General features: G+C 60.0%; 16 protein-coding genes. 4 read left to right on the forward strand and 12 right to left on the reverse strand.

Annotated features, from left to right (window positions below; translation table 11 throughout):
* Positions 1-434 precede the first annotated feature (434 nt).
* The 5 genes from WBB14_RS00135 to WBB14_RS00155 form a co-directional block, all read right to left on the reverse strand.
* Positions 435-740, reverse strand: coding sequence for a hypothetical protein (locus WBB14_RS00135; RefSeq protein ID WP_424238031.1), 306 nt, complete (start codon positions 738-740; stop codon positions 435-437).
* A 113-nt stretch (positions 741-853) separates the two neighbouring features.
* A complete protein-coding gene (locus tag WBB14_RS00140; protein ID WP_424238032.1) occupies positions 854-1,081 on the reverse strand; it encodes a hypothetical protein in 228 nt (75 codons plus the stop codon).
* Positions 1,065-1,517, reverse strand: a complete 453-nt coding sequence (locus WBB14_RS00145; protein ID WP_424238033.1) for a hypothetical protein — start codon at positions 1,515-1,517, stop codon at positions 1,065-1,067. Before WBB14_RS00145 ends, WBB14_RS00140 begins: the two co-directional genes overlap by 17 nt.
* Positions 1,518-2,032: 515 nt before the next feature.
* Positions 2,033-2,266, reverse strand: coding sequence for a hypothetical protein (locus tag WBB14_RS00150; protein ID WP_424238034.1), 234 nt, complete (start codon positions 2,264-2,266; stop codon positions 2,033-2,035).
* Positions 2,267-2,495: 229 nt separating this feature from the next.
* Positions 2,496-3,698 carry a GGDEF domain-containing protein gene (locus WBB14_RS00155; RefSeq protein WP_424238035.1) on the reverse strand — a complete coding sequence of 401 codons (1,203 nt, stop codon included), beginning with the start codon at positions 3,696-3,698 and terminating at the stop codon, positions 2,496-2,498.
* A gap of 597 nt (positions 3,699-4,295) precedes the next feature.
* Between WBB14_RS00155 and WBB14_RS00160 the strand changes: the two genes are divergently transcribed.
* Together WBB14_RS00160 and WBB14_RS00165 are read left to right on the forward strand one after the other, a co-directional pair.
* Positions 4,296-5,021 (forward strand): LysM peptidoglycan-binding domain-containing protein, encoded by a 726-nt coding sequence (locus WBB14_RS00160; RefSeq protein WP_424238036.1) that lies wholly within the window; start codon positions 4,296-4,298, stop codon positions 5,019-5,021.
* Entirely contained in the window at positions 5,009-5,449 is a 441-nt protein-coding gene (locus WBB14_RS00165) for a lysozyme inhibitor LprI family protein (protein ID WP_424238037.1), read from the forward strand. The genes WBB14_RS00160 and WBB14_RS00165 overlap by 13 nt, the downstream gene beginning before the upstream one ends.
* A 57-nt stretch (positions 5,450-5,506) precedes the next feature.
* Here the strand turns inward: WBB14_RS00165 and WBB14_RS00170 are convergent, their stop codons facing one another.
* From WBB14_RS00170 to WBB14_RS00190, 5 genes are all read right to left on the reverse strand, one after another.
* Entirely contained in the window at positions 5,507-5,890 is a 384-nt protein-coding gene (locus tag WBB14_RS00170; protein WP_424238038.1) for a c-type cytochrome, read from the reverse strand.
* Positions 5,891-5,946: 56 nt separating this feature from the next.
* The gene (locus tag WBB14_RS00175) at positions 5,947-6,786 is read right to left on the reverse strand and encodes a hypothetical protein (RefSeq protein WP_424238045.1); all 840 of its coding nucleotides are present in this window, start codon (positions 6,784-6,786) and stop codon (positions 5,947-5,949) included.
* A 91-nt stretch (positions 6,787-6,877) separates the two neighbouring features.
* Positions 6,878-7,489: an LON peptidase substrate-binding domain-containing protein gene (locus WBB14_RS00180; protein WP_424238039.1), complete on the reverse strand. Its 612-nt coding sequence runs from the start codon at positions 7,487-7,489 to the stop codon at positions 6,878-6,880.
* A 9-nt stretch (positions 7,490-7,498) separates the two neighbouring features.
* Complete coding sequence (locus WBB14_RS00185; RefSeq protein ID WP_013394197.1) at positions 7,499-7,906, reverse strand: carboxymuconolactone decarboxylase family protein; 408 nt, start codon at positions 7,904-7,906, stop codon at positions 7,499-7,501.
* Between the two features lie 106 nt (positions 7,907-8,012).
* Entirely contained in the window at positions 8,013-8,357 is a 345-nt protein-coding gene (locus WBB14_RS00190) for a GFA family protein (protein WP_424238040.1), read from the reverse strand.
* A gap of 90 nt (positions 8,358-8,447) precedes the next feature.
* On the opposite strand from WBB14_RS00190, the gene WBB14_RS00195 reads away from it, so the two are divergent.
* Together WBB14_RS00195 and WBB14_RS00200 are read left to right on the forward strand one after the other, a co-directional pair.
* Positions 8,448-8,876, forward strand: a complete 429-nt coding sequence (locus WBB14_RS00195; RefSeq protein WP_424238041.1) for a VOC family protein — start codon at positions 8,448-8,450, stop codon at positions 8,874-8,876.
* 46 nt (positions 8,877-8,922) lie between these two features.
* Positions 8,923-10,362, forward strand: a complete 1,440-nt coding sequence (locus WBB14_RS00200) for an MFS transporter (RefSeq protein ID WP_424238042.1) — start codon at positions 8,923-8,925, stop codon at positions 10,360-10,362.
* Between the two features lie 63 nt (positions 10,363-10,425).
* Here the strand turns inward: WBB14_RS00200 and WBB14_RS00205 are convergent, their stop codons facing one another.
* Entirely contained in the window at positions 10,426-11,616 is a 1,191-nt protein-coding gene (locus WBB14_RS00205) for a M20 aminoacylase family protein (protein ID WP_424238043.1), read from the reverse strand.
* Positions 11,617-11,712: 96 nt separating this feature from the next.
* On the reverse strand, positions 11,713-12,759 hold the full coding sequence (locus WBB14_RS00210) for a Bug family tripartite tricarboxylate transporter substrate binding protein (RefSeq protein WP_424238044.1): 1,047 nt from the start codon (positions 12,757-12,759) through the stop codon (positions 11,713-11,715).
* Between the last annotated feature and the right edge of the window lie 199 nt (positions 12,760-12,958).

A 12,958-nucleotide genomic window follows, 5' to 3' on the forward strand; every position in this document is an offset into this window, starting at 1 on the left:
AGGCTGGGGATCGAATCCTGGAGCAGTTTCTGCAATACTCCGACTGCGTGCATGGCCTGTCTTCCTTCAAACGGTTTGGTCGCCTTATGAAGGGTATAAGACTGGTGCCATGCATGCCCTGATCACCGTAAGCTAAAAGCTTGCCCCCGCTCTGCGCAACAAGCCATTGATTCAGAATGCGTTTCCCTGGAAATCCGTGGGGAAACCTCAGTGTCAGACCACAATTTCTCAGCTCTTAAATAGCGAAATTGTAGTCTGACACCTTTTTTTCCTGCGCCGGCACTCTGCCTTCAATCATTCCGCCTTAATGTGGCCGCTCATGGTCGCAGTAGTACAGATAGGCACAAAGCCTCCCCACATCTACTCAACCGATTTAAACCGGGTCGCACGGCGCTTGCACGGACAAATATGCATTCAGTCATAAGGAACATCTTTCAGTCTACCCTCGAGATCATCGGCAATAACGTGCATGAGAGGCGAGTCTCCGGATTCGGTACAGGAGAAAACCAATTACCAATATCCTCATTATGTTCCAGAATGAAATACTCTCCATTCACTCGCAACTGATATGATCGAGTAAAAATTCCATCCGTGAAATTCTCAACAACCGCGCCATATTGTTTCTTGAAGAATTCTAATAATGAATCAAAGAAATTCCAATCGCTGACACCGTCAATATGGTACTCGACCAATATCCCCGCATCAGATTTTATCTTACGTACAATCACATTCTCGCTCATAACCAGCCCCCCAAGCACCGACTTTTTCGTCCTCAAAAAACAGGCACCAGACTAAAATTTTGGCAGTTCAGGCAAAAAATAGCCAGACACCTTTTCGGACGATAACAAGAAGATCAACTACCACGTCCTAGTATTTCAGGGAATTTTTCCCAGTCCGGAGCTATCGGTTCGGCACCAATAGGAATTTCTGCATTTACCAATTTCTGCAATTGACTGATGGTGGAAGCCGAGGCAGCGGCTGACCCGGCCCAATCTTTTTTTTGCCAATGGAATCCAATTCCACTCTCCTTACGAATTTTGCAGTCTTTCTGAGCATCAATCTGCTCAATCCATACGGACATGGAAATTCTGTTCACGAATATCTCTCTGCATTTTTCCCCTGCCGTACAGCCCTGCCAGAAACTCTTCCTCTGTCCATCCCTGCGGAACTATAAGATCTTCGCCGGGGAATTTCAGCTCATCCATTCTGGCTTTAATCTCTTCGATCTTTTCCGCAAGCTCCCCTGCTCCCACAAAGACTGCTATTGCACCATGCAAGGCTACTAGAAAGTTCCCGCCGGCAATACTCTTGACCCTGAAATCCGTCAAATACCCAGCCTCGCTCAATGCCAAGCATGCATTCTTGCAATTATCGTCGGATTTTTTAATGAACAAGAGAGTCCCGTTCTTCATGATCGAAACCCCTCCTCTATTAGAAACGAGGGGACCAATCGCTTCTTCTATGTCACCCAACGGAACCGCATTTACGGGCTCCCACTTGATCTTAGGATCTTCCATTCTTACCTCGCGGATTTACGGCATTGGGAAATAAGGTGTCAGACTACAATTTTCGCGGTGAAAACTGTAGTCTGGCACCCTTTTTTCAAGAACTCTAGAATGGTATAGCCACCTCCGGCCGGATCGAATGATCGCCAAACTTCCGCAAATGCTGCTGCGGAAGACGGTCCGGAGGAAAGGTAGCAGGCTGCAATATCATCATATAGATCCCGTAACATCGCCGTCCGCCCCCTTCTTTTTCATTTCCTGAGCTTTACTCAGCCTTCTTTTCTTGCTTGGCCTTTCTTACCGCGACAGGAATTTTATTTTTAGAAGCAATCTCCACTGCGGCACCAACAGCTTTTTTCAGCAACACTCACAAATCTATTAATATTTTCATCTTTGGATTTTTTGTGATATTCGGTAATTCGCCTTAACGGGTCATTGATTGGAAAACCACCATAAAATATCTGCATTTCATAGCCAGTTTCCACTGTGTAGCTAAAAAACCCATCATCATTGATAACAATGGAAGTTTAAATGAGTTGCCAACGGTTTCTCTCCTCATCAATTCCTGCCGCCTTCCCTTTGGAATGCTCCAGAGAAAAAAGAGCCCCATATCCTTCGGATTTCTTGTACTGGTTGATTGCTTCGGCAGAGCCAGCTTGATGACCATCCCTAAAGCGCAAATCAAGCAATGCCGTCAATTCCGAGGAGGACTTATACTCAGACAACGCTATTTTCGCGTGCTCTGCTGATTTTTTCTCCACAAACGCATTTGCCTCGATTAAGTGCCGCCTTGAATTTAGCCATGAAAAAGGTATCCAAGCGTCACGCCTACGCCCCCTGCCACAACCGTCAAATTATTTAACTCCCACCCCATACGACTTCCTCTATGTGGAAAAAACTGGAAACAGTTTATCTGAACCGCCTGGAGACAATCCAGCCCCTCCGGGACAACATGACAGGACCGTTTTAGTTCTATCTGGCATCCTTATTTCACACTGTCGCTGATCCAGGGCCCTCCACCGCAACGCTGGCAAAGACGTGGGCAGATTCGATCCGATTGCGTCCCGCCGCCTTTCCCCTGTACAGAGCGGCATCAGCCTGCCGAAGCGCATCCTCCAACTCATTCGCACCATGGAACGGCGGTGAAACCCCAATGGTGACCGTACAGCGCAGCACATTGCCAGAACCCGCCACTCTGATTGCATGGTTTTCAACGCTGGCACGCAGACGTTCTGCCAAGTGGATTACGCGATCACCGTCAGCTTCCAAGAAGACAGCCACAAACTCTTCTCCGCCAATACGCCCAGTCAAGTCGCCGCGGCGAACCGTGGAACGAAGTATGTCCGCGACCTGGCATATCACTTCGTCACCAGCTTGATGTCCATAGGTGTCATTGATTCGCTTGAAGTGGTCTACATCCAACAATAGCAATCGAGCCGGTCCGGCATTTCGAGAATTGAATGACTGGGTCAGCGCATCCAGAAGCCCCCTGCGATTGAGCAGGTCCGTCAGCGGATCGCGCGCCGCCATATTGCGCAGGCTATCCGTCAGCCGTCGCAATACCAACCAGACGATGGAAGGCGGCACGATGGTGGCCAGGGTTGACATGTAGATATAGAAGATCATTTGAAATCGGCTATCCATGTGCAGCGCATCCAGGCCGCCATCTACGATTTTCAAGAACTTCAGCGCGTTCAGAACGCAAATTCCGCCGATCAGAAGCGCAAAAAAGAACATCTCTCCGTACAGGTCTTTTGCGAAAGTGCGGACTCCGTAGATCACGGTTATGGTCATCACAAAGAAAAGCACGCTCGCCATTGCCGCAAGCATTGCGTAGCGCGCCGTAGGCCCCGCGCCCCATTGCACCAGGCATTGCGCGATGCCATAGGCCACGGAAAATATGATCAACGTTCGCCACAGCCGAACTTGACGCCCAAAGAATCGCATGGCGCCTAGCCAGTAGGCGATCGGGGCGGCCAGCGTGAGCGTGTGGTTGATGACGCTCATCACACTCCAGGCGGGTCCGCCTTCAACCAATTGCAGGATATAGGCCAGCGCCAGCAGGAGATTACCTGCGGCGAAAAAATCCATCCCCATCCTGTTGCCGGGCAAGCGACGGCTAATCAGCATAAACATGACCGAAAAGCACAATAGATGTGCACACAACATGGCAACGAGAGTAGATGCAACCATAACCTTGACGTGGAGAGAGGCGAAAACTCCTGCACTGGAGCTGCTAAACCATCGGCAGCGACATTAACCAGGGAAACTCGAGTCTGGTCAAGTGCGACGTGCGACTTGATTGAGATCGAAAGCAAAGTCAGAGCCGTACGCGCCACGGTGTAGTGACGTGGATGCGTCCTCAACGCATGATTCCCATATGCAATCTGTGGAGGGCTGCCACTGGCCAAAAGCAGATATGTGCCAGACTGCCGCCGCGGCAGTAATGAAGATGGCGCCATGCTTGAGGACCCGCGCCAACTACGGCGGCGCGGCCCTAAGCTCCTCTTCCCGCTCCAATTCAACAAGTCCGTAGAATCTGATGTTGGCTATCTCGCCCGCTTCGATCTGGATCGCCGAAATTGACTGATCCCATCCCTAACGGCTCGATTTCGAACTGGTCAGATGGCGCCGAGCTTTCAATGGCTTGACACTCTTTGGGAGAGTTTCCGATTCCGTAGTGCGACCCAGCGCCGTCGCGCGTTGTAGCGTTGGACCGTTGCCAATCGGATGCCTTCTCGAGCCAAGTGTTTTCAACCCATAAGGAAGACAATGACGGATAAATCTTTAATGGATGCCAAGTTCGAACATTGGCGAGATGGCCTGACCCATGCGACGGGCAGCGCCAAATGGAATTCGTGGGATTGCGAAATCCAGACGGCGGTCAATGAATACAACCAGCATTTATCGGGCAAGGCTGGCTATGTATCCCTGAACTGGAAAATGATCAAGGCGATGGTCTGGGTCGAAACCGGCGCCAACCACTCCGAATGGAATGTGAAGCCCATGCAGATCGGCGTGACGGGCGATCCCGGGCTGCGTGCGCTGCTGTCGGGCACGGAAGGCGGGGAGCTAATTCTTACTCCGGCATGGAAAGGCCGCTTGACGTTCAGTTCGGCCAGAGTCAATCCATCGCACAACATCCGGGCGGGGATCGGCTATCTCCTGATGCGCATGGCGAACTTCGAGCACCAGAGCGTAGTGGCAAACGATGCAAGAATCCAGGTGATCAAGGTCCAACCGGGTGACAGCCTTGCGAAGATCGCAAGCGTGCAGGGAAGCACACTCGAGGTTATGCAAAAGCTGAACCCGCGGGCCACCATTCTGCGTCCAGGGCAATCCGTGAAAATTCAAAAAGCTTCCGTTCAGCGGGTTATTAAAAGTTGGCGCCCGGTGACTGCAATGTCCGTTGCGGTTCGCTATAACTCGATGCGCCGGGACAAGAATTATGCAAACAAGCTGGACCACGCCTATGGCCTGGTCAGCCAGGGACAGGTGGCCTCATGCGGCCGCTGAAACCTCTGGCGCTATGCGTATTGGCACTTGCACCGCTCGCTGCCGCGATGGCCGCCGATAAAGCGCAGACGGAACAGGAGCTGTACGAAGCCTGTTCCGGGGACTCCCAGGCCGGGATGCGGGATTGCCTGAGCCGCAAGGCCGATGAGAGCGTGAAGGCGTTGACGGCGGCACAGAAGGAAGCCGCCGAGGCTCTGGGAAAATGGGATGAGGATCGGCAATACGTCGACCATGCCAAGGCGCGACTAGCTGCATCGAATCAGGCGTTTCCGATTTACCGTTCGGCGCAATGCGAATTGTCCGCGTCATTGAGCGGCGGTGCGGCGGGCAATGCGCACGAGATGGGCAAGCTGGCCTGCTTGACGGAACTCAATCGGCACAGGGCCAGGCAACTGCGCGACGCTGTAGCGGATCTGCCCTTGAAGTAGCGCGCGCATGTAGCGCGCGCCCATCCGTTGCCACGCAATCAGACGGTCAACACGCCATCATCGGCTTTTGGAAATCACGTCGCTCATGTACTTGTTCAAATCGCGAAAATCCTGAACGGTCCAGGAGTGCGGCGCCAGCTTCACGCCGTTCTCCCTCAACGTTCTGGGAATCAGGTCTCCGTTCGGACGAAGGATTACCGACGAGACTATGACGCCCGGATAATCATTGAGCCGCTTCTTGAATGCGGCAGTTGTGAGGTCGGGCGTGGGAGGGTTGCTTTTCTTGGCCAATGGCCCCGTGCCCTTGATATCTGCGCCGTGGCACATCGCGCATCTCTGGATGTAGAGATTTTTTCCGTTGATGTTTTGTGCGAAGGATGGTGATGGTTGATACAACACCGCCACGCCCAGCGTAGCGATGATCAATTCTCTTGCTTTCATTTGGCCTTGTCGTATCACGCAGATTGGCGGGGGCCGAGTATAGACCCGCCCTGCCTTCAATCATCCCCTCCCCCCGCCGCATTCCTGGCCTCCGCCAGCGCCACCGTCAAATGCATCACCTTCTTCTTAAGCTGATCCCTTTCATCCGTCAGCCGAGTCAGCAATTCCCGTAACCGCGCCACCTCAGCCGGCAAATCAGCAATATTCTCAATAGGAATATCCGGCACCGCCTCCCGCGGCGGCGGCGCCTTGGCCTGGCGGACTTCGCGAGCAGCCTGCTGCAATTCCTTCTTGCCGCCCGCCACAGCGGCAGCCTGCCGCTCGGGCGGCAGCGTTGCCACCGCCGCCGCAGCGTTGATGGAGATCGCCCCATCCTTGACCGCCCGCACCAATTCCGGCGCCGCAGCCTTCTGTATCTTCTCAATCTGCCCAAGCGTATTGCTGCTGATACGCGCAGCCCGAGCCAGAGCCTGGCGGCTCAACGCCTGCGACACGACTGCGGCCGGCAACGGCGGCGGTTCACCGGAGTCTTCGTCCCAGGGCGGATCGTCGGATGCGGGCGCCGAAGGAGTACGTGCCTGCAGGATTTCCTTCTTGCGCAACGCCAGCACCCCACGCTGGAAGTCCGACACACTGCGCCGGCCCAGGTGGTTTTCGATCATCCAGAGGTGCACGTCCTCGATGGATTTGAACGAGGTGTTCTGGCGGGTCTCGAAGGGGATGCCGTGCTTCATGCAGAGCGCATGGCGGTTGTGGCCGTCGACCAGCAGGTCGCCCCATAGCACCAGGGCGTCGCGGCAGCCTTCGGCGAGCAGGCTGCGTTCCAGCGCTTCGCGCTCGTCGTCGGTCAAGGGGTCTATGTAGGCGCGCAGGCCCTCGTCTATCCTGATTTCCATGGTGTCCAAATACGGTTACGCCGAGGCCCTGTACGCAATACGAGCAATACGAGGCCCCTGGCATCTGCCCTAAACCAGCCCTTGATCTGTCCTAAGCCAGCCCCTGCCCCCGCAGCACGTCCTGGATCGCCGCCAGCCGCGCCACCGGATCGGTCATGGCGAGCAAGGCGGCTTTGTCGTCGGGCGGCAGCGGTAACAATTCGCACCAGCGGTCGGCGACCCAGCCGCTGTCGTCGAGCCTGAACGGCGGGCCCAGGGGCATTCTTTCGGGGGACACGCCGTCTTGCTGCCATTGGGCAACCAGGCGTCCCAGCGCGTCGGCGCTAGGCTGCATGGCCGCCGGCACGGGCGCGGGCGGGTCGTCGGGGATGGGCTCGGCCTGGCCCATCCAAAGGCCGTATTTTGCCACCTCGCTGGAAAGCAGCCGGAAACGGCTCGTGCCCACGCAGCGCAGCTCCAACAGGGCTGGCATGGGCGCGTCCCAGGCGTCGATGCGCGCCATCGTGCCCACGGGCGCCAGCATCTCCGTGCCTTCCGGGGTGCGCACCTCCTGGCCCGCCAACAGGCCGACCACGCCGAACTCGCTGCCGTCCGCGATGCATCGTCGGATCATGTCCAGGTAGCGCACCTCGAAGATGCGCAGATGCAGCACGCCGGCGGGAAACAGCGCGTTGGATAGCGGAAACAGCGGGATCAGAGACATGGCGGCCTCCTATTTCACGATGAATGCCTCGTCGACGGGCACTTGCATGGCGGTGACCATGGCGTTGGTCTGGGCGGCCATGCCGATCACACCCAGCAGTTCGGCATGCTGGCCGTCGGTCATGCCCTTGGCGCGGGCGGCGGCGGTGTGGGAGTGGATGCAGTAGGTGCAGCCGTTGGCGGTGGACACGGCGATGTAGATCATTTCGCGCACCAGCGGCGACAGTTCGCCGTCGGCCATCATGACCTGTTTGAGCTGGCCCCAGACCCGCTCCAGCTGCGGCGGATCGTTGGCCAGGGCGCGCCAGAAGTTGTTGATGAAATCCGACTTGCGCGTGGCGCGGATGTCCTCGAACACGGCCCAGGCCTGCGGGCTTTTGCGTACGTCTTCGTCGGACAGCAGTGTTACGGTGCTCATGCGGCGCTTCCCTGGAAACTGGTTCAATTCGATGAAAAGACATGTCACGCACTCGCCATATCGCGCGGCGCGGCCATGCCCTATGATGTAGCCCGGCCAGCGGCGCTCAGATGCTGCGGCCGTCGTACGGAATGCGGGGCCAGGCGTTCAGATCCACGTTTTCCAGGCAGCGCACGTTTACCGCGGCAGTCTCTTCGCCCTTGGCGCCTACGCCGAAGCCGAATGGCGCGCAGCCGCAATTGGCGCAAAAGTGGTGTGAAATCACGTGCTTGTTGAACCGGTAGGTCGACAAGCCGCTGGCGGGCGTGGCGAGGCGCACGCTGGCGCGGGGCACGAACCACAGCAGATAGCCTTTACGGCTGCAGTGCGAGCAATTGCATTCCAGGACCTGGGACGGTTCGCCGTCGACTTCAAACGCGATCTGTCCGCAATGGCAGCTTCCTTTAAGCATGGCCGGGCTCCTTTGTATGTGGGGGTCGGGCTTCCATCATAGAGCGGCGCCGCCCTCCTGGCACCGTCCGTTCACCACTCTGGAGAGATCATGCCCCAACTATCCGCCTACCTCAGCTTTGACGGCAATTGCGCCGAAGCCATGCAGTTCTACGAGCGCGTGCTGGGCGGCCGGATGGAGGCGATGATCCGCTATGCCGACGCCCCGCCCGACGCCGCCATGCCAGTCCTGTCGGATGAAGACGCCGGGCGCATCATGCACGCGCGCCTGGGGCTGGACGAGCAGACGCTGATGGGCAGCGACGCCACCGCCGGGCATCCCTACCCCGGCAAGCAGGGCGTGGCCCTGTCCCTGGCCTATCCCACGGTCTCGGACGCACAGCGCGTGTTCGAGCTGCTGGCCGATGGCGGCAACATTACGATGCCGCTGCAGAAGACCTTCTGGGCCGAGGCCCATGGCTCGCTGATAGACCGCTACGGCACGCGCTGGATGGTCAGCGGCGGGCGCGTTTCCCACTAAAACAGCAAGACGGCGGATCGAGCCGCCATCCACGGAGCAACAATCGATGACGCATGGAATACATGGCAAGCAACGCTGGTGGGCGCTGATGGTGCTTTGCCTGGGCGTATTGATGATCGTGCTGGACACCACCATCGTGAACGTCGCACTGCCCTCCATCCGCGAGGACCTGCATTTCACCGAAACCTCGCTGGTCTGGGTGGTCAACGCCTATATGCTGACCTTCGGCGGCTTCCTGCTGCTGGGCGGCAGGCTGGGCGACCTGCTGGGCCACCGCCGCATGTTCCTGGCGGGCCTGGTGGTCTTCACCATCGCCTCACTGGCTTGCGGCCTGGCCCAGAGCCAGGCGCTGCTGATCGGCGCGCGCGCCGCGCAGGGCCTGGGCGGCGCGGTGGTCTCGGCGGTGTCGCTGTCGCTCATCATGAACCTGTTCACCGAAACTGGCGAACGGGCGCGCGCCATGGGCGTGTATGGCTTCGTCTGTGCGGGCGGCGGCAGCATCGGGGTGCTGCTGGGCGGACTGCTGACCAGCGCGCTGTCATGGCACTGGATCTTCCTGGTCAACCTGCCGATCGGCGTGGCGGTCTATGCGCTGTGCCTGCGGCTGATTCCGGCCGCCCGGCCCGCCGCTGCGAGCACCCGGCTGGACGTGGCCGGTGCGCTCAGCGTCACGGCCTCGCTCATGCTGGCGGTGTATGCCGTGGTCAATGGCAATGAAGCCGGCTGGACGTCGACGCAGTCGCTGACCCTGCTGGGCGCGGCCGCCGCGCTGATGGTCCTGTTCCTGACCATCGAGGCGCGGGTGGAATCGCCGCTGATGCCGCTGGGCCTGTTCCGCCTGCGCAACGTGGCGACCGCCAACGTCGTGGGCGTGCTGTGGGCCGCGGCCATGTTCGCGTGGTTCTTCGTGTCGGCGCTGTACATGCAGCTGGTACTGGGTTACAGCCCCATGGAGGTCGGCCTGGCCTTCCTGCCCGCCAACCTCATCATGGCGGCGTTCTCGCTGGGCCTGTCGGCCAAGCTGGTGATGCGCTTCGGCATCCGCGCGCCATTGGCCACGGGCCTCTTCATGGCGGCGCTGGGACTGGCGTTGTTTGCGCGCGCGCCGGTGGATGGGAGCTTCGCCGCGGACGTGCTGCCCGGCATGCTGTTGCTGGGCCTGGGCGCGGGCGTGGCCTTCAATCCCATGCTGCTGGCCGCGATGAGCGATGTGGAGCCCAGCCAGTCCGGCCTGGCTTCGGGCGTGGTCAACACGGCGTTCATGATGGGCGGCGCATTGGGCCTGGCGGTGCTGGCCAGTCTGGCCGCGGCGCGCAGCGCGGGCCTGGCCGCCGCGGGTGCGGCGCCGACCGTGGCGCTGAATGGCGGCTATCAACTGACCTTTCTGGCGGGCGCGCTGATCGCGGCGCTTGCCGCGCTGCTGAGCGCGCTGCTGGTGCGCACACGTAACCACGAGCTGTCGGTCCAGGCCGGTACGACACACTGAACCCGGATCTTGCGGCGCGCGGGCAGACAGGCACGGCCCTGCCCGCCCGCGCCGCCATTGCCGCTACTTACGCGGCATCCAGTTCTCTGCCAGCTTCACGAAGGCGCTGGCGCCGATCGGCAGCAGCGCGTCGTTGAAGTCGTAGCTGGTGTTGTGGACCAGGCAAGGCCCCTCGCCGTGACCCGGTTCGCGGTGGTCGCCTTCGCCGTTACCGATGAAGCAATAGCTGCCGGGCACCTCTTCCAGCATGAAGGAAAAATCCTCGGCCGCCATGATGGGCGCCTGCACCAGCACGCGCTCCGCTCCCACCACCGCCGTGAGCGCGTTGCGCATGAAGGCGGTCTCGGCTTCGTGGTTGATGGTCGACGGATAGTGCCGCGTGAAGACGAATTCGCACTGCGCGCCGAACATGCCGGCCACGTGCTGCGCGACCTCGCCCATGCGGCGCTCGATCAGGTCCAGCGTTTCGCGGGTGTAGGCGCGCACCGTGCCGCGCAGTTCGCAAGTGTCGGGGATCACGTTGACGACCCCGCCCGCCTGCACCGTGGTCACCGAGATGACTGCGGTCTCCAGCGGTTTCTTGTTGCGGCTGATGATGGTCTGAAAGGCCTCGATCATCTGGGCCGCCGCGGGAATGGGATCGATGGCCAGATGCGGCATGGCCGCGTGGCCGCCCTTGCCGCGTATGGTCACGTGGAATTCGCTGTTGGAGGCCAGCACCGGCCCCGCGGACGAGGCGAAGCAGCCGACCGGGATGCCCGGCATGTTGTGCATGCCGAACACCGCTTCCATGGGGAATTTCTCGAACAGGCCGTCGCGCATCATCTCGCGCGCGCCGCCGCCGCGCTCTTCGGCGGGCTGGAAGATCAGGTACACGGTGCCGTCGAAGTTGCGATGGCGCGCCAGGTGCTGGGCCGCGCCCAGCAGCATGGCGGTGTGGCCGTCGTGGCCGCAGGCATGCATCACGCCGGGATGCTTGCTGGCGTGGCTGAACTGGTTGACCTCGTGCATGGGCAGGGCGTCCATGTCGGCGCGCAGGCCCAGGGTGCGCCCGGAGTCGCCGTTGCGGATCACGCCCACCAGGCCGGTCTTGCCGAAGCCGCGATGCACCGGAATGTCCCAGCTTTCCAGCAGCTGGGCCACCAGGTCGGAGGTGCGGTTCTCTTCGAACGCCAGTTCCGGATGCGCATGGATGTCCCTGCGGATGTCGCGGATGGACGGGGAGTTTTCAACAATCTCTTCGATCAGGTTCATAAGCTGCTGCGGGCTCCGCAAGCGGAGCCCGGAATTAGAGGGCCTGTGCACACTGAAGCGAGCCTTGCACTGGCCCTCGGGTTGGAAAGAGGAAATTCAATCGGGCTTGATGCCCAGCTTGCGCAGCACGGGGCCGGAAGCGTCCCGCTCCTCTGCTACGCGCTGGGCGAAAGCCGCTGCCGCCAGATGGTACGGCAGCGAGCCGTGGCTGGCGTACATCTGCTTGAGCGCGCCGTCCTGCTGCGCGCGGCCGATCTCCTGGTTGAGCCGCTGCACGATGGCGTCCGGCGTGCCGGTACGCGCCGCCACGCCCAGCCAGACCGCGCCTTCGAAGCCGGTGAAATGGCTGGCGGCCAGGGTCGGGGCCTTGCCGAAGGCGGCATCGGGTACGGTTTCGCTCATGGCCAGCACGCGCAGGCGTCCTTCCTTGACCATGGGTTCCACCAGCGCGGTGCCGGCAAAATAGATTTCGGTATCGCCGGCCAGCACGGAATTGAGCGCGCCGGTGCCGGTCTTGAACGGCACATGCATGATGTCGACGCCGGCCTGTTCGCGCAGCATCTCGAACAGCACGTGGGGCGGGCTGCCGTTGCCCGAGGACGCATAGTTCAAGCGGCCGGGCTTCTGCCGCGCCAGCGCCAGCAATTGGTCCAGGGACTTGGCCGGCATCTTGTCATTGACGGTCAGCGCCATGGGGATGACCGCCAAGGGGCTGACGGGTTGCAAATCACGCGCCGGATCGTAGGTCAGGGCAGGAAAAATATAGGGGTTCCACACCAGGTGCGCGTTCGTGACCAGGGCCAGCGTGTAGCCGTCCGCCGGCGCCGACTTGAGCTGCTGCATTGCCAGCATGCCGCCCGCGCCAGGCTTGTTCTCGACCACCACGGGCTGGCCCAGGGCATGATGCAGGCGCTCGGCCAGGGGCCGGGCGAACAGGTCGGGCAGGCTGCCGGGGCCGCCGTTGACCAGGATGGTCACGGGCCGCGCCGGCCAGTCCTGGGCGTTGGCGACAGGCGCGGCGGCCAGCGCCGCGAACGCGGCTACGCAGCCCGCCAAGTACCGCAGCAAGGGCCGGCGGGCGGGCGTTGCGGACAGATTGCGGGTGCGCAGCCGGGCATGCCGGACCTCGTGTAGCCGTATCACTGCTTGTCTCCTGGGCGTGTCTGCCGCCGGCTGCATGCCGGTCGTAGTCTCGACGCTTTTTTCTACGATAAGCAGCATAAATCTCGGCGTCAATAATTTTTATCGAGATTTTTTGAACGCAGTGATAAAGTAGCTTCCATGTCAGACGGCGCCACCCTCCCCCCGCTCGCCCATGCCGCCTCGGCCAACACCCTGGTCG

Source organism: Achromobacter sp., from assembly GCF_049647645.1.
Classification (GTDB): domain Bacteria; phylum Pseudomonadota; class Gammaproteobacteria; order Burkholderiales; family Burkholderiaceae_B; genus Achromobacter.

What these genes read in the sequence shown, in the direction of transcription:
- WBB14_RS00135 (WP_424238031.1), bottom strand. Translation starts at nt 740, where the DNA reads ATGAGCGAGAATGTGATTGTACGTAAGATAAAATCTGATGCGGGGATA.
- WBB14_RS00205 (WP_424238043.1), bottom strand. Translation starts at nt 11,616, where the DNA reads ATGAACCTGATCGAAGAGATTGTTGAAAACTCCCCGTCCATCCGCGAC.
- WBB14_RS00185 (WP_013394197.1), bottom strand. Translation starts at nt 7,906, where the DNA reads ATGAGCACCGTAACACTGCTGTCCGACGAAGACGTACGCAAAAGCCCG.
- WBB14_RS00165 (WP_424238037.1), top strand. Translation starts at nt 5,009, where the DNA reads ATGCGGCCGCTGAAACCTCTGGCGCTATGCGTATTGGCACTTGCACCG.
- WBB14_RS00140 (WP_424238032.1), bottom strand. Translation starts at nt 1,081, where the DNA reads ATGTCCGTATGGATTGAGCAGATTGATGCTCAGAAAGACTGCAAAATT.
- WBB14_RS00155 (WP_424238035.1), bottom strand. Translation starts at nt 3,698, where the DNA reads ATGGTTGCATCTACTCTCGTTGCCATGTTGTGTGCACATCTATTGTGC.
- WBB14_RS00200 (WP_424238042.1), top strand. Translation starts at nt 8,923, where the DNA reads ATGACGCATGGAATACATGGCAAGCAACGCTGGTGGGCGCTGATGGTG.
- WBB14_RS00180 (WP_424238039.1), bottom strand. Translation starts at nt 7,489, where the DNA reads ATGTCTCTGATCCCGCTGTTTCCGCTATCCAACGCGCTGTTTCCCGCC.
- WBB14_RS00175 (WP_424238045.1), bottom strand. Translation starts at nt 6,786, where the DNA reads ATGGAAATCAGGATAGACGAGGGCCTGCGCGCCTACATAGACCCCTTG.
- WBB14_RS00190 (WP_424238040.1), bottom strand. Translation starts at nt 8,357, where the DNA reads ATGCTTAAAGGAAGCTGCCATTGCGGACAGATCGCGTTTGAAGTCGAC.
- WBB14_RS00170 (WP_424238038.1), bottom strand. Translation starts at nt 5,890, where the DNA reads ATGAAAGCAAGAGAATTGATCATCGCTACGCTGGGCGTGGCGGTGTTG.
- WBB14_RS00195 (WP_424238041.1), top strand. Translation starts at nt 8,448, where the DNA reads ATGCCCCAACTATCCGCCTACCTCAGCTTTGACGGCAATTGCGCCGAA.
- WBB14_RS00145 (WP_424238033.1), bottom strand. Translation starts at nt 1,517, where the DNA reads ATGGAAGATCCTAAGATCAAGTGGGAGCCCGTAAATGCGGTTCCGTTG.
- WBB14_RS00160 (WP_424238036.1), top strand. Translation starts at nt 4,296, where the DNA reads ATGGATGCCAAGTTCGAACATTGGCGAGATGGCCTGACCCATGCGACG.